Origin of the sequence: Curtobacterium sp. ME26, from assembly GCF_903970945.1 — a bacterium.
Classification (GTDB): Bacteria; Actinomycetota; Actinomycetes; order Actinomycetales; family Microbacteriaceae; genus Curtobacterium; species Curtobacterium citri.
Genome location: NZ_CAJCKG010000019.1, coordinates 33,960 through 55,861, shown reverse-complemented (window position 1 = coordinate 55,861; position 21,902 = coordinate 33,960). Strand labels below are relative to the sequence as shown.

17 protein-coding genes are annotated in these 21,902 nt (G+C 73.8%); 5 read left to right on the top strand and 12 right to left on the bottom strand.

Features of this window, described 5'->3' with window-relative positions; genetic code table 11:
* Positions 1-6: 6 nt before the first annotated feature.
* Entirely contained in the window at positions 7-1,002 is a 996-nt protein-coding gene (locus H7A69_RS09465; protein ID WP_182046804.1) for a stage II sporulation protein M, read from the bottom strand.
* A 77-nt stretch (positions 1,003-1,079) separates the two neighbouring features.
* Between H7A69_RS09465 and H7A69_RS09460 the strand changes: the two genes are divergently transcribed.
* The gene (locus tag H7A69_RS09460; protein ID WP_182046803.1) at positions 1,080-1,949 is read left to right on the top strand and encodes an RDD family protein; all 870 of its coding nucleotides are present in this window, start codon (positions 1,080-1,082) and stop codon (positions 1,947-1,949) included.
* Between the two features lie 177 nt (positions 1,950-2,126).
* On the opposite strand, the gene ahcY is transcribed toward H7A69_RS09460, so the two are convergent.
* Positions 2,127-3,605 (bottom strand): adenosylhomocysteinase, encoded by a 1,479-nt coding sequence (gene ahcY / locus H7A69_RS09455; RefSeq protein ID WP_069712267.1) that lies wholly within the window; start codon positions 3,603-3,605, stop codon positions 2,127-2,129.
* A 107-nt stretch (positions 3,606-3,712) separates the two neighbouring features.
* On the bottom strand, positions 3,713-3,928 hold the full coding sequence (locus tag H7A69_RS09450; RefSeq protein ID WP_111241051.1) for a DUF3499 family protein: 216 nt from the start codon (positions 3,926-3,928) through the stop codon (positions 3,713-3,715).
* Positions 3,929-4,008: 80 nt separating this feature from the next.
* Between H7A69_RS09450 and H7A69_RS09445 the strand changes: the two genes are divergently transcribed.
* Positions 4,009-4,449 (top strand): hypothetical protein, encoded by a 441-nt coding sequence (locus H7A69_RS09445; RefSeq protein WP_069712265.1) that lies wholly within the window; start codon positions 4,009-4,011, stop codon positions 4,447-4,449.
* 82 nt (positions 4,450-4,531) lie between these two features.
* Here H7A69_RS09445 and H7A69_RS09440 read toward each other — a convergent pair whose 3' ends face one another.
* The 5 genes from H7A69_RS09440 to manA all read right to left on the bottom strand — a co-directional run bounded on the left by H7A69_RS09440 (position 4,532) and on the right by manA (position 11,678).
* Entirely contained in the window at positions 4,532-5,935 is a 1,404-nt protein-coding gene (locus tag H7A69_RS09440; RefSeq protein WP_182046802.1) for a DUF5719 family protein, read from the bottom strand.
* Positions 5,932-8,814 (bottom strand): glycosyltransferase family 2 protein, encoded by a 2,883-nt coding sequence (locus tag H7A69_RS09435; protein ID WP_182046801.1) that lies wholly within the window; start codon positions 8,812-8,814, stop codon positions 5,932-5,934. The genes H7A69_RS09440 and H7A69_RS09435 overlap by 4 nt, the downstream gene beginning before the upstream one ends.
* A 120-nt stretch (positions 8,815-8,934) precedes the next feature.
* Positions 8,935-9,273: a WhiB family transcriptional regulator gene (locus tag H7A69_RS09430; RefSeq protein WP_083263849.1), complete on the bottom strand. Its 339-nt coding sequence runs from the start codon at positions 9,271-9,273 to the stop codon at positions 8,935-8,937.
* A 179-nt stretch (positions 9,274-9,452) separates the two neighbouring features.
* Entirely contained in the window at positions 9,453-10,415 is a 963-nt protein-coding gene (gene galE, locus H7A69_RS09425; RefSeq protein ID WP_182046799.1) for a UDP-glucose 4-epimerase GalE, read from the bottom strand.
* Positions 10,416-10,469: 54 nt separating this feature from the next.
* A complete protein-coding gene (gene manA / locus H7A69_RS09420) occupies positions 10,470-11,678 on the bottom strand; it encodes a mannose-6-phosphate isomerase, class I (RefSeq protein ID WP_182046798.1) in 1,209 nt (402 codons plus the stop codon).
* A 76-nt stretch (positions 11,679-11,754) separates the two neighbouring features.
* On the opposite strand from manA, the gene H7A69_RS09415 reads away from it, so the two are divergent.
* Together H7A69_RS09415 and H7A69_RS09410 are read left to right on the top strand one after the other, a co-directional pair.
* The gene (locus tag H7A69_RS09415) at positions 11,755-13,836 is read left to right on the top strand and encodes an acyltransferase family protein (RefSeq protein WP_182046797.1); all 2,082 of its coding nucleotides are present in this window, start codon (positions 11,755-11,757) and stop codon (positions 13,834-13,836) included.
* Positions 13,837-13,855: 19 nt separating this feature from the next.
* Positions 13,856-15,235 carry an O-antigen ligase family protein gene (locus H7A69_RS09410; RefSeq protein WP_182046796.1) on the top strand — a complete coding sequence of 460 codons (1,380 nt, stop codon included), beginning with the start codon at positions 13,856-13,858 and terminating at the stop codon, positions 15,233-15,235.
* Here H7A69_RS09410 and H7A69_RS09405 read toward each other — a convergent pair.
* Positions 15,198-16,550, bottom strand: coding sequence for a hypothetical protein (locus H7A69_RS09405; protein WP_182046795.1), 1,353 nt, complete (start codon positions 16,548-16,550; stop codon positions 15,198-15,200). The genes H7A69_RS09410 and H7A69_RS09405 overlap by 38 nt on opposite strands.
* An 87-nt stretch (positions 16,551-16,637) precedes the next feature.
* On the opposite strand from H7A69_RS09405, the gene H7A69_RS09400 reads away from it, so the two are divergent.
* Positions 16,638-17,939, top strand: a complete 1,302-nt coding sequence (locus H7A69_RS09400; protein ID WP_182046794.1) for an exopolysaccharide production protein — start codon at positions 16,638-16,640, stop codon at positions 17,937-17,939.
* A 45-nt stretch (positions 17,940-17,984) separates the two neighbouring features.
* Here H7A69_RS09400 and H7A69_RS09395 read toward each other — a convergent pair whose 3' ends face one another.
* The 3 genes from H7A69_RS09395 to H7A69_RS09385 are packed head-to-tail and all read right to left on the bottom strand — an operon-like array spanning position 17,985 to position 21,888.
* The gene (locus tag H7A69_RS09395; protein ID WP_182046793.1) at positions 17,985-19,427 is read right to left on the bottom strand and encodes a hypothetical protein; all 1,443 of its coding nucleotides are present in this window, start codon (positions 19,425-19,427) and stop codon (positions 17,985-17,987) included.
* Positions 19,424-20,188: a polyprenol monophosphomannose synthase gene (locus H7A69_RS09390; protein WP_182046792.1), complete on the bottom strand. Its 765-nt coding sequence runs from the start codon at positions 20,186-20,188 to the stop codon at positions 19,424-19,426. Before H7A69_RS09390 ends, H7A69_RS09395 begins: the two co-directional genes overlap by 4 nt.
* Positions 20,185-21,888 carry a DUF2142 domain-containing protein gene (locus H7A69_RS09385; RefSeq protein WP_259346166.1) on the bottom strand — a complete coding sequence of 568 codons (1,704 nt, stop codon included), beginning with the start codon at positions 21,886-21,888 and terminating at the stop codon, positions 20,185-20,187. The genes H7A69_RS09390 and H7A69_RS09385 overlap by 4 nt, the downstream gene beginning before the upstream one ends.
* Positions 21,889-21,902: the final 14 nt, after the last annotated feature.

Here is a 21,902-nt window from a genome sequence, read left to right as displayed (position 1 = left end):
CGCCGGTCAGCCGGCCGTGAGCGCGGTCGCGCCGCGCTCGAACTCCTCGACGTCACCGCGCTCGCCCGCACGGTGCGCGCGGCCCCCGAGCACCCACTGGTACCAGAGCACCGCGCCGAGGGCGACCGTACCGATGCCGATCTTGACCGCCCACGGCCACTCCTGACGGGTGACGACGCCCTCGACGAGGCCGGAGAGCAGCAGCGTGAGGACCAGACCCACCGCGACGGTGATCAGCGCTCGGCCGTCCTCGGCGAGCGCCTGTGCCCGGGTCCGTGCGCCGGGGGCGACCCAGGACCAGGCGATCATCAGGCCGGCTCCCCCCGCGAGGAACACCGAGTACAGCTCGAGCTGTCCGTGCGGCGCGATGTACAGGAAGAAGTCCCCGAGCCGGCCCTGCGAGTGCATGATCGCGGCGGACACGCCCAGGCTCACCGCGTTCTGCACGATCGAGACCGGCACGTAGAGGCCGGTGATGCCGAAGGCGACCATCCGTGCGGCGATGAAGGCGTTGTTCGACCACACCTGCGCCGAGAACGCGCCGAGACCGTGGTCCGAGTAGTACGCCTGGAAGTCCTCGGTGGCGTACTGCCGGAGTGCCGCCGGTGAGCCGAAGGTGGCCGTGGCGCCGGGGGTGGTCGTGATCCACACGGCCACGATCACGGCGATCGCCGCGGTGGCGGCGCCCACCCACAGCGTCGTCCAGCGGATGCGGTACATCGCCGCGGGGAGCTGGCGGACGAAGAAGGCCGAGAGCGCCGTCAGCGGGTCGACCGGCGTGCCCGTGAAGCGGAGCCGTGCCCGCGACACCGCGAGGGACAGCCGGTCCCCGGTCGCCGTGCGGGGTGCTGCGCCGCGGATGCGGGCGAGGTCGGTGGCGGCCTCCTGGTACCCGGCGACGAGCCGGTCGGCGTCCGGCCCGGACGTGCGGCGGGTCCGGGCGAGCCGGTCGAGCTCCTGCCAGCGGTCGCCGTGCACCGCGCTGTAGGCCTCCAGGTCCACGTGACTCCCCACCGTCCCGAGCACGCCCCGCCGGATCCGCCCGCGCGGTCGGCGACGTGCTCCGTCAGAATGATCCCATGTCGAAGACCCCTGCGCCGCGCGACCTGGCCGACGCCCGCTTCGGGGCGGTCCTCGACGACACCGCCGACGAGCTCGTCGTCGGCGAGGCCGTCGCACTCGACGTGCAGCCCGCGGGCATCGCGCTCCGGCTCGCCGCGGCACTGCTCGACGCACTCTGCCTCGTCGTGCTGTTCGTCCTGCTGCTGCTCGGGCTGTCCCGTGTCCTGCCGAGCGGGATCGACGGCGCGTGGCTCGTCCCGCTGCAGATCGGGTCGGTCGTCACCGTGCTCGTGCTCGTCCCCGCCGCGGTCGAGACCGTGACCCGCGGCAAGAGCGTCGGCCGGTACGCCACCGGCACCCGGGTCGTCCGTGTCGACGGTGGGGCGATCGGGTTCCGCCACGCGTTCACCCGGGCGCTGGTCGGCCTGCTCGAGCTCTGGACCACCTTCGGGTCGATCGCGTTGCTCGTCGCGCTGTTCGGGAGCCGGCCGCGGCGCCTCGGGGACCTGCTCGCCGGCACCTTCGTGCAGCACGAACGCGCGGCACGGGTCCGTGGTGTCGAGGTACTGATGCCGGTCGAACTCGTCGGGTGGGCGGGCGTCGCCGACGTGTCCGCGCTGCCGCAGCGGCTCGAGAACCGGCTCGGCGCGTTCTTCAGCGGCGCCGCGGACGTGCGTCCGGACGCGCGGGCCGCGGCGGCCGGGCGGCTCGCGGCGGAGGTCGTGCCGTACGTGCACCCCGTGCCGCCCGTCCCGGCGGAGACCTTCCTCGCCGGCATCACCGTCCTGCGCCGCGCGCGCGACGAGCGGGCGCTCCGGGCGCGGGCGGCGCTGCTCGACCGGGCGGCCGCGACGGCCGCGGCGCGGCCGCCGGGCTTCCCGCGCTGAGCCCGCGGCGCTCGCGGTGACGCGCGACCGGCGCAGGCGCGCACGGCTGGGTCGAACCACGGACGCGACATCGAACCGGCCCGCGGGCCTGGTTCGACGTCGCATCCGTGGTTCGTCCCGAGGCGTCCGCGCGGTGACGCGCCACGTCCGGCCGGGTCGTGGCGCGCCCGCCGCGGCTCAGTACCGGTAGTGTTCGGGCTTGTACGGCCCCTCGACCGCGACACCGATGTAGGCCGCCTGCTCCGGCCGCAGCTCGGTCAACTGCACGCCGAGCGCGTCGAGGTGCAGACGGGCGACCTTCTCGTCCAGGTGCTTCGGCAGCACGTACACGCCCGTCGGGTACTGCTCGCGTCGGGTGTGCAGCTCGATCTGCGCCAGCACCTGGTTCGTGAACGAGTTGCTCATCACGAACGACGGGTGCCCGGTCGCGTTGCCGAGGTTCATGAGCCGCCCCTCGCTGAGCACGAGGATCGAGCGCCCGTTCGGCAGCCGCCACTCGTGCACCTGCGGCTTGATCTCGACCTTCTCGACGCCGGCCAGCGCCTCGAGCCCCGCCATGTCGATCTCGTTGTCGAAGTGCCCGACGTTCGCGACGACCGCGAGGTGCTTCAGCGCGAGCATCTCGTCGACGCCGACGACGCCGAGGTTGCCGGTGCACGTGACGACCATGTCGACCTGGTCGGCGACGTCCGCCAGCCGGGCCACCTGGTAGCCGTCCATCGCGGCCTGCAGCGCGCAGATCGGGTCGACCTCGGACACGATGACCCGGGCGCCCTGGCCGCGCAGGGCCTCCGCGGCCCCCTTGCCCACGTCGCCGTACCCGACGACGAACGCGACCTTGCCGCCGATGAGGACGTCCGTCGCGCGGTTCAGGCCGTCGGGCAGCGAGTGCCGGATGCCGTACTTGTTGTCGAACTTCGACTTCGTGACCGAGTCGTTGACGTTGATCGCCGGGAAGCGCAGCTCGCCGTTCCGCGCGAGCTCGTACAGGCGGTGCACGCCGGTGGTGGTCTCCTCGGTCACGCCCTCGATCTCGGCGGCGATCCGGGTCCATCGGTCCGGGGACTCCTCGAGTGAGGCGGCGACGGTGGCGAGGACGATCCGCCACTCGGCACTCGCGTCGTCACCCGCGTCCGGCACGCGACCGGCGGTCTCGGCGTCGGCCCCGGTGTGCACGAGCATCGTCGCGTCACCGCCGTCGTCGAGGACGAGGTTCGGTCCCGACCAGTCGGCGCCCGCGGCCGCGGCCTCGGCACTCCAGTCGAAGATGCGGCTCGTGCACCACCAGTACTCCTCGAGCGTCTCGCCCTTCCACGCGAAGACCGGCACGCCGGCGGGTGCGTCGGGCGTCCCCGTCGGGCCGACGGCCACGGCGGCGGCGGCCTCGTCCTGCGTCGAGAAGATGTTGCAGCTCGCCCAGCGGACCTGCGCGCCGAGGGCGACGAGCGTCTCGATGAGGACCGCCGTCTGCACCGTCATGTGCAGGGACCCGGCGATGCGCGCGCCGGCGAGCGGCTGCGTCGCGCCGAACTCCTCGCGCAGGGACATCAGCCCCGGCATCTCGTTCTCGGCGAGCCGGATCTGGTGGCGACCCGCCTCGGCGAGGGTGAGGTCGGCGACACGGAACGGTGCTGCGGTGCGGGTCTCGGTGGACATGCGGCCAGTCTTCCACGCCCGGCCGGGAGGCGCGGGTCGTCCGGCGACGTCGGTGCTGTCCGCAGCGCCTTGCGTCCGCAGCGCGCACCGCGACGCTCAGGCCGGCGTCAGTCGGCGTCGCGGCGGAGCGGCTCGCGCCGCACCACGTCCCACCCACGCGGCACGCGCAGCCGCGCCGCGTGCCGCGCGCAGAGGTCGTACCCGTGCGGCTCGACGCGGGTCGACAGCGGTCCGACGACGACCATCGAGTCGGCGTAGTCGTACGTCAGGGTCGCCGACGCGCTCGCGCCACAGGCGACCTTGCTGCAGATCCGTACGTCCATACCGGCACCGACCCTACCCGTCGCCCTCCGGTGCCCGGCTGCGGGCGGAGCGGACGGACCCCGCCGCGTACGATGGCGGGATGCGTCGGAAGCCTCCTCTCGTCACCCCGGTCGACCGTGCCCGGGGGCGCTCCCGGCACGGACGCGGCGGGCGGTCGAGCGTGACCGGACCGGAGCTCGCGCCCGTGGTCACCCGTGCCGAGACCTTCGACCGGATCGTCGGCGACACCGCGCACTACCTGGTCGGGATGTGGCCGGACGAGCTCGCGGGCGTGGTGTTCCAGGTGGCGGACATGCCGACCGACCGGGACCTGCCGGACCGCCTGCCCCGCTGGCGGGTGGACCGCGACGACCGACGCGTGACGCTGTTCCGGATCCCCGTCGAGCGGGTGACCCACAGTCCCGAGAAGGACGACACGGACCGCCGCGTCGTCGTCGAGACCGCGGTGTTCCGGGCGGTGGGCGAGTTGATCGACAAGGATCCGTGGGACCTGGCGCCGGACCGCTTCCGGCACTGGTGACCGACAGGGACACAGCACCCACGGCCGGACCCGGCGCCGGACCGCTTCCGGCACTGGTGACCCGACCAGGTCTGACGGGCGTCTACGGGTAGACGCGGAGCGGCGTCGAGACGTCGGTCGCCGGGCGGACCGGGAAGCCACCGATGCCGTCGCTGCCGTCGTAGCCGACCCCGGCGACGAGCCCCGCGGCACCCACGAGCTCGAGTTGCGTCGACGTGGGGACGCTGACGGTCGCGGTCGCACCGGACGGCACGGTCACCTCCTGCTCCCGGTCCCCCGACCGGATCGTCACCTGCGCGTCGGACCGCGTCGGGTTGACCAGCGAGAGCTTCGGGTCGCGCCCCGGTGCCACGGCCGTGATCGCGTCGTCACCGAGCGGCTCGGCGGACGCGAACCAGCCGAGGTCGGTGCGGTCGTCGTCCGTCGGTGCCGTCGTGCGGGCCCCGGCGACGAGGGGCTGCGTCGAGGTGACGGTGAACGAGTACCGGCCGTCCGGGAAGTCGTCGAGCGCCACGTCGGTGACCACGCCCGGCTCGGCGGTCGCGTTGACGGTCGAGCCACCGCCGTCCGCGGTCGTGATGCCCAGCGTCACCCGGGCGGCCTCGTCGCCGGGGACGAAGAGCCGCACGATCGGTGCGGCGTCCGCGGCGTCGTCCCCGCGCTGGGCCTCCTGCGCGCCGCGGAGCACCACGGCGGGGATGATCTGCGAGGTCGACGGCGCTGCGCCGCCCGAGACGACGTCGTACCCGCCCGGCACGAGCGTGCGCACGATGCTCTCCTGCATGTGCGCGACGATCTGCCCGCCGGTCGAGGTCACGTGCACGACCGTCGACCCCTGACCGGAGACGAAGCCGGACAGGGGCACGACCTTCTGCGTGTTCGGCGCGACCACGATGCCCGTGGTGCCGGGCGCGGTCACCGTGCCGGACGCGTCGTAGACCGCGAGGTCGACGGTCGCGTTGACGTCGGTGGGGTTCGACAGGGTGACCAGGCTCGTCCGTCCCGTCTCGGTCGAGCCGCCCACGAGCCAGGTCGACTGGCCGGGATCGTCGCACGAGGCGGCGCCGAATCCGACGAGGTCGCCCGAGGACACGGTCTGCGCGCTGCTGCCGGCGACCTGCGGCGTCGTGCGACCCGCCGGCGCCGTCAGGAGCTGCGGCGCGCTGCCCCCGCTCGTGGACGACCCGAGGGTCGAACGGTCGACGGTGGCACCGGTGGTCGCGGTCGCGACGGTCGCCGACCCGACGGTGCTCGCCGTCGTCGCGTCGTTGCCCGAGTCGTCGGACAGCCGCAGGGCGCTGCCGGCGCACACGCGCTCGGCGTCGGCGGGGACGGGTGTGACGGTGCGACCCGCCGGACGCGCCGGCGTGCTCTCGGTACCGATCGCGTGGGCGGCCGTCACGGCCCCGGCCGCCACGACCACGGCGACCGCGGTCGCGGTGCCGCGGACGACCCAGCGTCGGACGGACCGGGGGCTGGCGCTCATTCGTCGCGCTCCTCGTCGAAGGTGGTGGCGGGTTCCTCGGCCTCGATGACGTTCGAGGTGGCGCGGCGACGGCGGGGGGCCGTCGGGACCGCGAGCAGTGCGGCCGCGCCGAAGACGATCCCGAGCACCACCAGGTAGAGCACGTGGGTCGCCTGCGTGGCCGCCGAGCCCGAGGCGACACGGTCGACGTCGCCCTCGTAGTGGAAGAGCTGGCCCGTGGCCGTCTCACCGATGCTCGTGAAGCGCGCGTCCTGCCCGATGGCACCTGCCGCCCGGTCGTGCACGGCCTCGGCCGCGGCATCGTCCGGGGCCTCGTCGAGCAGCACGAACGAGATGCCGAGGCTGCGGAGGGCGGGCTCGGGGTCGTAGCCGCTGCGGCTCGCGAGGTTGCCGGCGAGGGTCGCGAGCTCCGTCCCCTTGCTGCTGAGCCGCAGCGCCGTCGCGTCGAGGGTGGTCTGGTCGTCGAGGGTCGAGCCCTGCCCGCGCTCGAGCGACACCGCGAGGGAGCCGTCCGTCTGCGGGTCGACGACGAGCGTGCCGACGTCCGGGTTCGCCTGCGCCTCGGCGTTCACGTACGCGCTGAGCACGCGGCCGGTGGTCGGCTGCAGCACGGTGTCGCCGAGCGTGGACGCGGCGAAGGCCGGCGCGACCGCGACGCCCGCGAACACCGCGGCGACGATGCCGGTGACGGGAGCCGTCCGCGGCAGGACGTCGATGCCGATGCAGGCGGCGAGGACGAGGCCGAGGGCGGAGACGGAGAGCGCGCTGCCGGGCCAGACGATCGTGGTCGTCGAGCCCACGCCGGTCACGGTGACGTGCGTGGCGGCGACGGCGGTCGCGAACCCGAGCAGGGCGAGGACGAGCGCGGCCCCGGCGACCGCCCAGCGGTGGCCGAGGACCGCCCCGACGGCGAGCAGGGCGACGGGCAGTGCGAGCACGGCCATCGCGATCGGCAGCACGGCCGCGGCGAGTCCGAGCGTCGAGGTGGCGGGGAGCCAACCGTTCCAGTCCGGCACGGGCTGCCCGATCGCCAGCTGGAAGGCGGACGGGGCGCGGGTCGCGGACGGCACACCGGGGTCGGCGAGGACCGCGAGCGGGTTGCCCTTGGCGACCTGCGCCAGCACGAGCGGCAGGAAGAGCACCGCGGCCGGCACCGGGATGAAGACCCGACGGTGCGCGCGACGCCAGCCGACCACCAGCGAGACCACCCAGCCGACCAGGAGCACCGGCAGCAGGGACGGGGCCGAGGCGGCGACGACCGCGAACAGCAGCGCGGCGCCGGAGGCCCACGCCCACGAGCGGTGCGCCTCGAGCACGGCGAGCAGCAGCCACGGCAGGAGCACGTGCGCGATCACGGCGCCGAGGTGGCCGGTCGTGAGGGCGCCGACGAGCGCCGGCGCGATCGTGTACAGCGCGGCGCCGACCACCGGCACCCAGGTGCGCGTGGTGACCTTGCGGACCGCGAACCACGCACCGAGCGCCGCCATCGGCAGGGCGAGCAGGAGCACGACGACGACCCCGGTCGACGGCGACCAGGCGAAGACCGACCCGAGCACGGCGAGCACGGCCGCGAACGGGTCGCTGGGGCCCGTCGAGCCGGTGCCGATGGAGTGCCAGCCGTACCCGACGTTCTGCCAGAGCCGTCCGACCGAGGTGCTGAGCGGGAGCAGACCGCCGCCGGTCACCGCGGGGCTGCTGAGGAGCGGGTACAGCGTGACGACGCTGAGGACCGCCGCGGCGAGCACGACCCACACGCCGCCGTCGCCGAGGAACGACGCCCGCGCCATGGGGGCGTCCTCGACGCGGGCGAGCTCGACGTCGCGCGAGGTGGTGCGACGCTCGTGCACCCGACGCCAGCTGACGCGCAGGGGTTCGATCGCGGTCCAGCCCACCCGACGGGTCCTGGCGGCGTTCTTCCGGGCACGCCGCACCCCGCCGCCGAAGGCGACGGCGAACGCCGCGGCGAGCTCGCCCGAGACCGCGGCAGGGTGCTTCGCGACGAGGTGTCCGACGGCGCGACCGGCCGCGAACGGCACGAGGAGCAGCCAGTGCAGCCAGAGCAGTCCGGCCGGCGCTGCGGTGAGGCGTCGGTGCAGCTGCGCCTGCCGGTGCAGGCGGACGCGACGGGCCTCGGAGACGCGCTTCCGACCGAACTCCTCGATCGGGCCGGCGCTCGTCACCCGGGCCTCGGGCACGACGGCGACGCGGTGGCCGGCGAGGCGGGCGCGGATGCAGAAGTCGAGGGCGGCATCGACGTCGGGCAGGGCCGGGTCGAAGCCGCGCAGGTCCCGCCAGACCGAGCGGCGGACGAGCATGCCGCCCGCGGCGACCCCCATCACGTCGGTGTGCCGGTCGTGCTGGCCCTGGTCGAGCTCGTCCTGCACGAGGCCGAGCGAGCGGCCGAAGCGCGTGGTGCTCTCACCGAAGGCGCGGATGAGCGAGGGGTCCTCGGTGGCGATGAGCTTGGGCCCGGCGACGGCGACCGACGGCGCAATCTCCACCGCGGAGAGCATCTCGGCCAGCGCGTCCGGTGCGGGGGCGTTGTCGTGGCCCAGGATCCAGAGCCACTCGTCGGACGGTTCTTCCGGGTCGGCGACCGCCGCCTCGCGCTCGGCCACCGCCACTGCCTCGCCGAACGGCCGCCCGGCGGGGAGCCGGACCAGACCGGCGGAGCCGCCGAGCGCGATGTCGGTCGTGGAGCCGTCGGACGAGCCGATGTCGACGACGACGAGTCCGTCGGGGTGCCGGGTCTGGGCGACGAGGGCGTCCAGGGTCCGGTCGAGGTGCCCGCCACCGTTCGCCGCCACCAGCACCGCGGTGACGCGGGGCTGGGCGGACCGGGACGGGGCCGACCGGGTTTGCGCGGGACTGGTCTGCATGACGCGCGTCACTCTACGGTCTGCCGGGCGGGGCTCCCGCGCCCGCCGGCGGCGTGCCGTGAACCTGTGGGACCCATCAACGCGAGGTGCCGGTCGGAGCCAGCACCTGCCTCCAGGCCGTCAGGCGCGGCGGCGGAGCTTGCGGCGTTCGCGCTCGGACAGCCCGCCCCAGATCCCGAAGCGCTCGTCGTTCTCGAGCGCGTACTCCAGGCACTGCGACCGGACCTCGCAGGACGTGCAGATCTTCTTCGCCTCGCGCGTCGAGCCTCCCTTCTCGGGGAAGAACGCCTCGGGGTCGGTCTGCGCGCACAGCGAGTCGACCTGCCACGCGAGCGGGTTCTCCTCGTCGGCCTCGGCGCGACGGACGCCGGGGACGCCGAGCGCCACCGGATCGACGTGCCAGTCCTCCGGCACGTCGGCGTGGAAGTCGGAACCGTTCACCCTGATCACCCCTGACATGTCGACGACGGCCTGCAACGACCGGAGCCGCTGCCTGTAATTACAGCGGTGTCATTCGCCGGAGTCAAGTCGCGGATCATAGAAGGCTCTGACCGTCGCGGCGTGTCATGTCCCCCGTACGGGCGTGTCGCAGCGGTTCTGTCCTGCCGACGGGGGACACGGCAGGCACCGGAACAGGGTCAGCCGACGCGGCGACGGGCCTCCCACGCGCTCGACACCATCTCGTCGAGCGTGTGCCGCATCGCCCACTCGAGGTCGCGGGCCGCGGCCTCGCCGGTGGCGACGATCCTGGCCGGGTCGCCCGGGCGACGCGGTGCGACCTCGGGCTCGAAGGCGATGCCGGTGCCGGCCGCCATCGCGTCCATGATCTGCCGCACGCTCACGCCGTCCCCGCTGCCGAGGTTGTAGGCGCGCTCGAGCTGCTCCCCCGCCTCGAGCTTCCGGGCCGCGACCGCGTGCGAGTGCGCGAGGTCGGCGACGTGGATGTAGTCCCGCACGCACGTGCCGTCCGGGGTGTCGTAGTCGGTGCCGTTGATGCGCGGCGTCCGGCCCGCGAGCAGCGCGTCGAACACCAGGGGGAACAGGTTGTGCGGGCTCGCGTCGTACAGGTCGGGCTCCCCCGAGCCCACGACGTTGAAGTAGCGCAGCGACGTCGTGGTGAAGCCCGCGGCGACCTCCATGTCGCGCAGGAGCCACTCGCCGATGAGCTTCGACTCGCCGTAGGGCGACTCCGGTGCCTTCGGGGTGTCCTCGACGACGACGTCGACGTCCGGCGTGCCGTAGACCGCGGCGCTCGAGGAGAACACGGCCTTGGTGGCGCCGTGCTCGGCCATGGCCCGGAGCAGGGTCGCGGTGCCGGTGACGTTCTGCTCGTACGTGTGCAGCGGACGCTCGACGGAGACGCCGGCGTACTTGAAGCCCGCGACGTGGACCACGCCGCTGACGGCGTGCTCGCGGAGCGTGGCGGCGACCAGGTCGCCGTCGAGGATCGTCCCCTCGACGAACGGCACGTCCTCCGGCACGAAGGCGCGGAAGCCGCTCGACAGGTCGTCGAACGCGACCGTGTCGATGCCGGCGGCGCGCAGGGCGCGGACGACGTGGGACCCGATGTACCCGGCACCGCCGGTGACCAGCCAACTCATGCTCGTCACGCTAGCGGACGGCGTGGCACCGTCCGGCCGCACGTCGGTGCGTGTTCACGCACCCGTCGCGATGAAGACCGTCGAGGTGACCCCGGCGGCGACGTCCGCCTCGACGGTGACGTCCCCCTCGTCCGGCGTGACGTAGCAGGACTCCCCCTGCCGGAGCAGCGTCGCCGACCGCGCACCCACCAGCGTCACGGCACCGGCGGTGCACACCGCGATCGACGGACCGGACAGCGGGGCGACCCCGCCCGTGCCGAGCCCGACCGGACGACCGTCGCCGGTGACGCGCACGAGGGCGAAGCCGACGCCCTCCGGCGCGAAGCGGTCGACCCCGGCGTCCAGGTGCTCCGGCACGAGGACCGGTGCCGGGTACGCCGTGAAGTCGAGCACGCGGAGCAGTTCGGGGACGTCGACGTGCTTCGCCGTCAGACCGCCGCGCAGCACGTTGTCGGACGGCGCCATCAGCTCGACGCCGAGACCGTCGAGGTAGGCGTGGACGTTCCCGGCGGGCAGGTACATCGCCTCGCCCGCGGCGAGCGTGACCCGGTGCACGAGCAGCGACACGACGACGCCGGGGTCGCCGGGGTACGCCTCGGCGAGGTCGACGACCGTCTGCACGTTCGGGGTGCGCTCACCCTCGGGCAGGGCCGCCGCGAGGTCCGACGCGGCCTGCACCACGGCGAGCGCCGAGGGGTCGGCCGTCTCGAGCCAGCGGACGGTGTCCTCGAGCCCGTGCGCCAGGTGCGCCAGCAGCGGGCCGAGCCGACCGCTCCCGGCGTCGAGCGCCTCGACCTCGACGGTGGTGTCGGCGACCGGGCGGAACCCGCTGAGCGCCTCGAAGCGCTCGCTCAGCGCCACGACGAGCTCGGGCTTCGGGAACGGGTCCTTGTAGTTGCGGGACGGGTCGTCGAGCGGGACGCCCGCCGCCTCCTCGCGCCGGAACCCCTCCTCGGCCTGCTCCGGCGTGGGGTGCGCCTGCAGCGAGAGCGGCGCGTCGGCGGCGAGGAGCTTCAGCAGGAACGGCAGACCGCTCCGGTCCGGGCCGAGGGCGACCTCGGGTTCCGCGTCGATCCAGTCGCGGAGTGTGTCCGCGCCACCGACCATCGCCGGGTTCACGACGACGCTCGGGCTGCCGGCGTGGGCGCCGAGCCAGAGCTCCGCCTGCGGCGCCCCCGTGACGGTCCGACCGAGCAGTTCGGGGATCGCGGTGACGGATCCCCACGCGTAGTCGCGAGGCGTGTTGGTGATGCCGAGGAACATGCCCCGAGCGTAGCGGCAGGGATGCGACATCCCACCGAGGGGACATCGACGATCCGCGATACGTAGACTCACCGCGATGTCCGATCCGCGCCGCTCCGAGTCGACCCGTTGGGACGTCCAGGGGTTGCGCGCGTTCGCCGTGCTGGCCGTCGTGCTGTACCACCTCTGGCCGAACCGGCTGCCCGGCGGGTTCGTCGGGGTCGACGTCTTCTTCGTCGTCTCCGGGTACCTCATCACCGGGCACCTCCTGCGCGAACAGCTCCGCTCCGGGCGCATCGCCCTCGGTGCGTTCTGGGCCCGGCGGGCGAAGCGTCTGCTGCCCGGCGCCTTCCTGACGCTCGCGGCGACCGGGGTCGCCGTGCTGCTCGTCGTGCCGAGCACGCTCTGGGGGCAGTACGGCCGCGAGCTCATCGCGGCGAGCGTGTACGTGCAGAACTGGCAGCTCGCCTCGGACTCGGTCGACTACCTCGCCTCGGACAACCAGCCGTCCCCCTTCCAGCACTTCTGGTCGCTGTCGGTCGAGGAGCAGTTCTACATCGCGCTCCCGGTCCTGCTCGTGGCCCTCGCCGCGCTGCTTCGGCGGGCCCGCACCCTCTCCCCCGTGACGACGGCTCGCGTGCTGCTCGGCGCGGTGGTGGTGCTGTCGCTGGTGTGGAGCATCGTCGAGACGCGGACCGCACCGGGGGTCGCCTACTTCTCGACCGCGACGCGGGCCTGGGAGTTCGCGCTGGGCGGGCTCGCGTCGACGGTCGCGCTGCCGCGGCCGGTCACGACCGTCGCGCGGTCGGTGCGGACGGGAGGCGCGTGGCTGGGTGTCGCGGGTCTGGTCGCGTCGCTCTGGGTCGTCACCCCGGCGACGCCGTTCCCGGGGTCCGCAGCGATCCTGCCGGTCACGTCCGCGGCACTGGTGGTCCTGCTCGGTGCGCGTTCCGGGCTGGAACGGCTCGGCCGCCTCGCACCGGTCGCCTTCGTCGGGCGCACCTCGTACGCCGTCTACCTCTGGCACTGGCCCGCGATCGTGCTGCTGCCGCTCGTGACCGGGCACGCACTCGGGACCCGCGACAAGGTGGCGGTCCTCGTCGGTGCCCTCCTCCTGGCCGCGGTGACGACCCGGTTCGTCGAGGAGCCGCTGCGGTTCTCGCGCAGGATGCGCACCCTGCGGCCGCGGCGGGTGGCGCTCCTCGGCGCGCTGGCGACGGTCGTCGTGGTGGGGATCGGTGCCGCCACGCTCGGCGCCCTGGAGGTCCAGCAGGTGCAGGCGGCCGCCTACCAGCGCTCCCTCGAACGCGGCGACGTGCCCTGCTTCGGCGCGGCCGCCCGCATCGGCTCGGCGGAGCCGTGCGCCGACCCCCGGCTGGCCGACGTCCGGGTGCCGGCGCCGGCGGCCGCCGGGACCGACGACGCGAACCTCCCGGCGTGCTGGTCGAACACGACGGCGGACTTCAACGTCTGCTCGTTCGGACCGCGGACGGGGGCGCGGGCGCACCTCGCGGCGATCGGTGACTCGCACAACAACGCCCTGATCAGCGCCTACCGGGCGATCGCGGAGCGCAACCACTGGCGGATCGACGTCGCCGGCCACGTCGGCTGCTACCTGACGACCGCACAGCAGCAGGCACCCTCGGTCGCCTACACCGAGGCGTGCGAGGGCTGGAAGCGCGCCGCGATCGCCTGGATCGGGGACCACCCGGACCTCGATGCGCTCGTCGTCACCCACGCCGCGACGAAGAGCCCGGTGATCGTGCCGGAGGGGTCGACGAACGAGCAGACGGTCGTCGACGGGCTCGTGGGCGCGTGGCGCACCGCCGTCGACGCGGGCGTCCCCGTGATCGCGATCCGGGACAACCCGGTGACCGGTGCCGGCACCCTGGACTGCCTCGCGCGGATGAGCGGTCCGACCACCGACGCCTGCGACACCCCGCGCTCGGTGGCGACCGCGCCGTACGACGGGACCGAGGACGCGGTCCGCGCGGTCGGCGACCGGGCCCGCGCGATCGACCTGACCGACTCCTACTGCACGGCCACGACCTGCCCGGCGGTGGTCGGCGGCGTGGTGGTGCACCGCGACCCGACGCACGTCACCGGGACCTTCGCGCGGACGCTGGCCCCGTACCTCGGCGCAGACCTGGAACGCGCGCTCGCCTCGCTCGCACGGTGACCGGCACTAGCCTGTCACCGTGACGAACACCTGGCCCGTGACGCGCGGCTCCGTGCCGGAGCGCGAGGCCACCGCGCTCGCGACCGCCGTCCTGCTCGTCCTCTTCGCCGGGGACGCCCTGCCGAACACCCTGACCTGGTACGGCGCAGCGGTGGTCTGGGCGGCGCTCGGGTGCTGGGGCGTCTCGGTCGTGGTCCGCGCCCGCCCGAGTGCGGCGCGCACACCGCTCGCGCTCTGGTTCTTCCTCGCGTGGTGCCTGGTCTCCGTCGCGTGGTCGCACTGGCGCCCCGCCACCCTCGCGAGCACCGTGGTCCAGGTCCTGTGCGCGGTCGTCGCCTTCGCGATCGCGTCGACGCTGACCTGGCGCCGCATCCTCGACGCGGCGAGCACCGCGTTCCGGTCGGTGCTCGCGCTCTCGCTCCTCTTCGAGGCGGTCGTCGCCGTCGTCGTCCGGCACCCGATCGCGCCGATCTGGACCGACTACGGCGACCGGGAGATCCCGGACGCCTTCTACTTCTCCCGCGCCGAGCTGCTCACCGGCGGGCGCATCCAGGGCCTGCCCGGCAACGCGAACCTGCTCGCGATGGTGGCGCTCCTCGCGGCGATCGCGGTCGCCGTGCAGCTCGCCGAGGGCCGGATCCGCCGGAGTCGGGCGATCGGCTGGCTCGCCGTCGCCGCCCTCGTCCTCGCGCTCACCCGGTCGTCCACCGTGCTCGTCGCCGCGGTGGTCGTCGTCGTCGTGCTCGCGCTCGCGCTGTGGATCCGCCGGACCCCGACCGAGCGGCGGACACCCCGGTACCTGCTCGTCCTCGCCGCGGCCGTGGTGGCCGCGGTCGCCGCCGTCGCCCTGCGCGGGCCGATCACCGCGCTCCTCGGGAAGAGTCCCGACCTCACCGGCCGCGGCGAGATCTGGGCCGGCGTCGTCGGCCTCGCACAGCAGCACCCCGTGCTCGGCTGGGGCTGGATCGGCTACTGGTGGCCGGACATCCCCGTGCTCGCGGAGCTCGCACCGCGGAACGGCGTCACGTACCTGCAGGCCCACGACGCGTACCTGGACGCCTGGATGCAGACCGGCATCGTCGGGCTCGTGCTCTTCGTCGTCTACGTCCTCACGACGCTGCTGCGCTCCTGGGCGGGCGCGACCCGGGTCCGCTTCGGTCCCGACATGCGGCCGCGCGGGTTCGACGCGGTGTCGCTGTTCCCGCTGCTCGTGGTGGCGGCGCTGCTCGTGCAGTCCGTGGCGGAGTCACGGCTGCTCTACCAGGGCAACTGGCTGCTCTTCGCGCTCATCGCGGTGAAGTCGCGCATCGTGCTCGTCGGCGAGGAGCCGGAGAGCGTCGGCGACGGCCCCCGCACGCCGGTCAGCGCCCGGGCGTTCCGGACGACCCGCGCCCGCTGAGGACGAGCCAGCACGGCACGGCGGCACCCCACGGCTGCGCCCGGACGTCGAGCACGAGGTCCGGCTCCGCCCGGCAGAGGCCGATCCGCGCGGACACCTGCGGCTCCCACTCGGGGCCGCCGGCGCGCACGGAGGCCGCGGGCGCGACGTTCGCGACCGCGGCGGCGACGACGGCGGTGACCACGCACCAGCCGACGGCCGCGCCGACGAGGCGACCCGCGCCTCCCGTCCGCTGCACGAGCACCGCGGCTGCCAGCACCGCGGACGACACGAGGAGGACGGCGGACGCGGCCGCGTACCGCGTCGGCGTCTGCCCCTGGAGGCCCGCGACGTCCAGTGCCGCCCAGTGGCCGTCGGCGGACGCGTTGGCGACCAGCGACGCCGCCCAGACGACCACCGAGCCCAGTCCGAGGGCGACCACCAGCGCGCGTGCACGCCAGCTACCCACGAGCACGGCCGCGGTGCCCACGAGGACGAGCGCGACCGTCGGAGCGACCAGGACCACCCAGCCGTGCGCGACGACCGCGTGCCCGACCACCCCGAGCCGACGGTCCCAGGACCCCGCGACGGGCTGCAGGAGGTAGCCGACGACGACGTCCGCGACCGCGGGCCCGCCCGGGCGCGACTCGCGGACCGAGGTCGTCGCCGTCAGGACCTGCGCGGCACCGGCGGCGACCGTGGCCACCGTGACCGGGAGCGCCCGCAGCACGGACCACCCCGGCGAGCCGGGTGCCCGCCACCAGGCGAGGACGAGGAGCGGGGTGAAGAGGAGCGCCTGGGGCTCGGTCAGGACCACCGCCGCAGCGGCGACCGCGACGACGGCCGCGGACCACCAGGACCGGGCACGGTGCGCGAACAGCCAGGGCGCGACGACCAGGGCGAACCAGTGCAGGTTCGCCGCGTTGCCGCTCACCTCGTACGGAACCACCGGCACGACGACCGGGACCGCGGCGAGCACGAGGCGCAGCGGCCACGCCGGGACCACCTCCCGCGCGAGCACGAAGACCCCGGCGGCCACGAGCCCGACCGCCGCGCAGCTGAGCGCCGAGACCGTCAGCGCGTACTGCTCGACGGGACGGCTGACGGCGACGTCCACCACGAGTCGCGGGACGACGTGGAGGTAGCCCGCGTACGGACGGAGGAGCGTGCCCTCGAAGCCGTACTGCAGCCGTTCGCGCAGGAAGACCCCGGCGTCCTCGGCCCACGCGGTGCCGCGTGCGACCGGGCCGAGCCGGTACCAGGCGAGGGTGGCCGCGAGGACGGCGACGACCAGCGCGGCAGCGGCCCGCGACCCCACCGAACGCAGCGCCCTCATCGCCGACGACGATATCGCGCTGCGCGATCACGCCCGTCGACACACGCCGCGCAGCGCCCGCCACGCCGGATGCGCAAGGATGGGGAGGTGACGGACGGACGGGTGACACGCGGAGCGCTCGCACGCCGGTACCTGTCCGCCTGGATCGGCTTCTCGGCCGGTGGTCGGTTCAGCCAGGCCCTCGCGACCGTGATCGTCCTGTTCGCGTTCGGGCAGCCCGCCGTGCACGACGTCGTCGGCACGGCCGGGACCTGGTCGGTGCTCGTGACGCTCGTCGTGCTCGCCGGCCTGAGCCTGCTCGGTCAGCGGTACCGGATCGAGTGGCACGGCGTGCTCCCGCTCTCCCTGCTCGCCTTCGTGGGGTTCTGCGGGCTGAGCGTGCTGTGGAGCCAGTACTCGTGGGTCGCCCTCCGCGGCTTCACCGAGACGGTCGGCTTCGTCGGTCTGGGTCTGTACCTGGCGCTCGGCCGCGACCTCGTGCAGGTCATCCGGGCGTCCGGCGACGCCTTCCGGATCCTGCTCGTCGTCGCCCTCGGGCTCGAGGTCCTGTCCGGTCTCGTGCTCGACGTCCCGTTCCCCGGGTTCGGCATCCGTGGCGACATCGCCTACGGCGGTCCGATCCAGGGCATCGGCGGCACCCGCAACTTCATGGGCTTCGTCGCCGCGACGGCGCTCGTCACCTTCGTGGTCGAGTTCCTCACCCGCTCCGTGACGACGTGGCGCGCGCTCGCGTCGACCACCCTGGCGGTCATCACCCTGATGCTCGTGCAGTCCCCCATCACCGGGCTCGCGATGATCGCCCTCGCCGTCACCGCCCTCGCGCTCTGGGCCCTGCGGCACGCGAGACCGACGACGAGACCGGTGGTGAACACGGTGCTCGGCGGCACGGTGCTCGCCATGCTCGTGCTCGCGGTGCTGGCACGACAGCGGATCCTCGCCGAGATCGGTGCCGCCGGCGGCACCCGCACGCGCATCGACCTGTGGACGCAGATCCGGGTCCTCGCGGAGCAGTTCCCCATGCAGGGCTGGGGCTGGGTGGGCACGTGGCCGTCCGAACCCGTCGTGCCGTTCGTGGCGTTCGTCGACCCGTCGGGGGTCCGCTACACGTCTGGCCTCAACGCCTTCGTCGACGCGTCGCTGCAGATCGGGCTCGCCGGCACCCTGGTGCTGGCCTTCGCGGCGCTCCTGGCGTTCGCGCGGGCCTGGGTCACCGCCACGACCTTCCCCGGGGTCGCCTACGTGTGGCCGGCCGCGCTCCTGGTGCTGCTCGGGGTGACGAGCACGGCCGAGAGCTACCTGCTGCACGGGGCCGGACTGATGGTGTTCACCGCGGTCCTCGTGATCGCGGCACGACGACGGTCCTGGCGACGGCACCTCCCGCGGGTCTGACCCGCTCGTGCCGGACCGTCGCCCGGACCGCCCGGACCGCCCGGGTCAGCGCAGGACGAGCGCTCCGCCGTCGGAGAGCACGAGCGCACAGGGCAGCACCGCGTCCCACTTCGGCACCCCCGGGGCGGCACGGACCGTCGCGGACCCGTCGGGGGTCTCCTCGCAGCCCGGTCGCGCCTGTTGCACCTGCGTCGACCACGGCGGCACCTGCCGCTCCTCGCGACGCGTCGGCACGTGGACGTTGAGCACCGACGTCGCGACGACGCCGGCGACGAGGAGCCAGCCGACCGTGGGCAGCACGATCCCGCGTCGCGCGATGAAGGTGTCCGCCACGACGACGACCGCCGCCAGGAGGAACATCGAGGCCGCCGCGGCGTAGCGGTAGGGCGAGAGCCGGTCGAACTGCGCGGCGGTGAAGGTCGTCCACGTGCTCAGCCCGTTGTTCACCGTGAGGGCGGCGACCCAGACGGCGACCGGCGCGACGACCAGCGCGACCGCCATCCACCGTGCGTCGCCGCCGCGGAGGAACAGCGTCAGCACCAGGAGTGCGATCAGGACCGCTCCCGGAGCGAGCACGACCCACCATCCGTGGGCGAGGATCTCCGCGCCCACGCGGTGCACGTCGGGGTCCCACATCGCCGCGACCGGCTGCGCGAAGAAGCCCGCGAGCAGGTCGACGAGGCCCGTGTTCCCGTGGGTGTCCGTCCGGGGGTACAGCACCGCCGTGAGCAGTTGCGCTCCGACGCCGAGGGCTCCGGCGACGACCACCGGCGCCGACCGCACGTTGCGGAGGTGCAGCAGGAACAACGGCAGGAACAGCGCCGCCTGGATCTCGGTGAGGGTGATGACGAGGGCGACGATCGTCAACGCGGCCGACGACCACCACGACCGCGGGCGGAACGCGAAGACCCACGGCGCGAGGAAGAGCATGTACCAGTGGAGGTTGGCGGTGTTGCCGCCGATCTCGACCGGCACGAGCGGCGTGACGACCGGGACCAGCGCCAGGACGGCACGGAGTGCGGGCGCGCGCACCACGTCGCGGGCGAGCAACCAGACCGCCGCACAGACGAGTCCCGTGATCGCACAGGACAGCGCTGCGATCGTCGTCGAGTAGGCCTCGATCGGACTGATCGCCACGGCGACGTCGACGACGATGCGCGGGACGAGGTGCAGGTACCCCTCGTAGTGATGGAGCAGGGACGCGACCGGACCGAGCTGCAGGCGCTCGTTCAGGAAGCGTCCGGAGTCCTCGGCCCACACGATGCTGCGGGTCACGGGCCCGAGACGGTACCAGAGCAGCGCGGCGGCGAGCAGGGCGAGCACGGCCGCCGCGATCCAGTCGCCGACGGACGACGATCGACCGCGCGCCACCGTGCGGTCGTCCCCGTCCACCCGGCGGCGTCCGCGGTGTCGGACGGCGTCCCCGGTGCGAGGTCCGGCCGCGTCCGCCGCGGACGGGTCCGTCACGGCGTTCGACGCGTCGGTCATCGGGTCGTCGTGCGGCGACGGCCGAGGCGTCGTTGCACGCCCCACTGGGTGACGCGGAGCATCGCCTCGACGACGATCGCCTGGCTCATCTTGGACTCACCGCGGAGCCGGTCGCGGAACCGGATCGGCACCTCGACCACGACGCCGCCCAGGTCGTGCACCCGGAGGGTCATGTCGACCTGGAAGCAGTAGCCCTTCGAGTCGATCGAGTCGAGGTCCATGCGCGCGATGGCGTCGGCGCGGTAGACACGGAAGCCGGCCGTGACGTCGTGGACGTCGAGCCCGAGCATGACGCGGGCGTAGGCGTTCCCGCCACGGCTGAGGAACTCGCGGTGCCGGGGCCAGTCGACGACGGACCCACCGGCGGTCCAACGGGAGCCGATGGCGAGCATGACGTCGTCCGAGGGGTCGGCGTCGGCGACGGCGGCGATGAGCGCCGGCAGCCGGTCGGCGGGGTGGGAGCCGTCGGCGTCCATCTCGACGAGGAGGTCGAAGTCGCGCTCGAGGCCCCAGCGGAACCCCGCGACGTAGGCGGTGCCGAGACCGAGCTTGCCCGACCGGCGCAACAGGTGGACACGCTCGTCGTCCTGTGCAAGGGCCTCGACCATGTCGCCGGTGCCGTCGGGGCTTCCGTCGTCGACGACCAGGAGGTGTGCCTCCGGGACGGTCGACAGGACGCGGTCGACGATCTCGTGGATGTTCTCGGCCTCGTCGTAGGTGGGGACGATCACGAGGACGCTGGGGACGGGTCGGTCGTTCATCTCCTGCTTCCGTCGACGGTGGTCGGACCGACGACGGTGTCCGAGTCTAGAGGGCCGTGGCCCGTCACCCCGACGTCGCCACGGCCGGTGGCGGATCCGCCCTCCTCCGTCGAGCGCTCACCCACGGCCCACGGCGCTGCGGACGGCGCGGTGTGGTCGCCGCCGTCGACGACCACCGGTCGCGCGGTGTCACGCACCGGCGACCGCAGCGCACGGAGGGTCAGGGCGACCGCCACGCCGAGCAACAGCACCGCGGCCGCCGCGACGAGGCCGAAGCCGGCGGTGCCGATCGGCGTCTGACCGACGAGGAGGCGCAGTCCGAGCACGGTCACCTTCAGGTGGAAGCCCTCGTAGTAGCCGCGGTACGCGACCGACCAGCCGTAGACCGTCATGAGCGCCGCCGCGACCACCACGACCCTGCCGAGACGACGTCGGTCGTCCTCGCTCCGGACGAACCGACGCCAGGCGATGGCGCTCAGCACGGCGAGGACGCCGACCAGGACGAAGTAGTAGCGCCCCTGGATGCCGCCGATCGTCGTGGTGCGCAGGTACGTCGACCAGTTGTTCTGGAAGCCGGCGACCAGCGTGAGGAGCGGCAGGACCGCGAGCATCCATGCCGTGCGGCGGGAGCCCCGTCGGAAGCCCCACACGAGCAGCACGCCGAGCGCGACCACGCTGAGCGCCGCGATCACGATCGGGCTGGACGGGTACTGGAGCAGCCCGTACTGCCCCCAGAAGGAGTTGGTGACCCGGTTCCACTCGGTGTTGAGGAAGCCGCCGACGTCGGGACCCTCACCTGGCGGGAACTCCTGCGCCCGGATGGACTGCGGCAGCCCGGCCGGCTGCAGCGTGTGGAACACGAGGACGTTCCGCACCCACCACCACGACGTGGCGAGCACCGGGACGACCAGCACGATCGCTCCTCGGAGCCACCGCCCGCGCCCACGGGCGGCGAGGACGACCGCGACGACGGCGAACGGGACGAGGGGCAGCGCCGTGGCCTTGAAGGACACCGCAGCGGACGTCGCGACCGCGAGCCAGGCCACCGTCGCCCAGCTCCGGTCGCCCGTCCAGATCCGGCACACGAGCCAGACGACGACGGCACCGAGGATGATCACCGGCGTGTCGTTGGTGGCGGACGCACCGATGAACCCGACCTGCGGGATCAGGAAGAGCGAGGCGGCCGCCACCAGCGCCGTCCGGGGCGACCGGGTGACCCGTCGCACCGCGGCCCAGACCACGAGCGGCAGTGTGCCGAGGATCGCGACGTTCACGAGCCGCATGGCGTAGAGGTCGAGGTCCCAGCGCAGCTCCGTGAAGCCGATGAGGTGGAGCACCACGGCGATGATCGCGTACCAGGTCGGCGGGTGCTGGGTCATCTGGTTGGTCGCTCCGGTACCCGGAGCCGCCTGGAGGAGCGCTCCCAGCGTGGGTCGGTCGACCTGCAGGAACCCAATGCCCTCGGCCTGCGCCGCACGGGTCGCCGAGAGCAGCTTGAGCTGCGTCGGGTCGGGCCACCCGTGTCCCATCGCGAGCTGCACCGCGGCGTCCCAGTGGGCGATCTCGTCGGGCGACCCGAAGAGCGGCTGGAGCGACGCCCAGACGACCAGGACCGCGACGAACGCCAGGACGATGGCGGTGATGGTGACTCGTTCTCGTCGGCTCGCACGCACGGCGGCCCCTTCGTCGTCTGTACGCATCACCAGCGATCCTA

Bases quoted from the DNA above. Each gene is read 5' to 3' on its own strand.
- H7A69_RS09460 (WP_182046803.1), top strand. From the start codon at position 1,080: ATGTCGAAGACCCCTGCGCCGCGCGACCTGGCCGACGCCCGCTTCGGG.
- H7A69_RS09405 (WP_182046795.1), bottom strand. From the start codon at position 16,550: ATGAGGGCGCTGCGTTCGGTGGGGTCGCGGGCCGCTGCCGCGCTGGTC.
- H7A69_RS09445 (WP_069712265.1), top strand. From the start codon at position 4,009: ATGCGTCGGAAGCCTCCTCTCGTCACCCCGGTCGACCGTGCCCGGGGG.
- manA (WP_182046798.1), bottom strand. From the start codon at position 11,678: ATGTTCCTCGGCATCACCAACACGCCTCGCGACTACGCGTGGGGATCC.
- H7A69_RS09395 (WP_182046793.1), bottom strand. From the start codon at position 19,427: ATGACCGACGCGTCGAACGCCGTGACGGACCCGTCCGCGGCGGACGCG.
- H7A69_RS09385 (WP_259346166.1), bottom strand. From the start codon at position 21,888: ATGCGTACAGACGACGAAGGGGCCGCCGTGCGTGCGAGCCGACGAGAA.
- H7A69_RS09430 (WP_083263849.1), bottom strand. From the start codon at position 9,273: ATGTCAGGGGTGATCAGGGTGAACGGTTCCGACTTCCACGCCGACGTG.
- H7A69_RS09390 (WP_182046792.1), bottom strand. From the start codon at position 20,188: ATGAACGACCGACCCGTCCCCAGCGTCCTCGTGATCGTCCCCACCTAC.
- ahcY (WP_069712267.1), bottom strand. From the start codon at position 3,605: ATGTCCACCGAGACCCGCACCGCAGCACCGTTCCGTGTCGCCGACCTC.
- galE (WP_182046799.1), bottom strand. From the start codon at position 10,415: ATGAGTTGGCTGGTCACCGGCGGTGCCGGGTACATCGGGTCCCACGTC.
- H7A69_RS09435 (WP_182046801.1), bottom strand. From the start codon at position 8,814: ATGCAGACCAGTCCCGCGCAAACCCGGTCGGCCCCGTCCCGGTCCGCC.
- H7A69_RS09450 (WP_111241051.1), bottom strand. From the start codon at position 3,928: ATGGACGTACGGATCTGCAGCAAGGTCGCCTGTGGCGCGAGCGCGTCG.
- H7A69_RS09440 (WP_182046802.1), bottom strand. From the start codon at position 5,935: ATGAGCGCCAGCCCCCGGTCCGTCCGACGCTGGGTCGTCCGCGGCACC.
- H7A69_RS09415 (WP_182046797.1), top strand. From the start codon at position 11,755: ATGTCCGATCCGCGCCGCTCCGAGTCGACCCGTTGGGACGTCCAGGGG.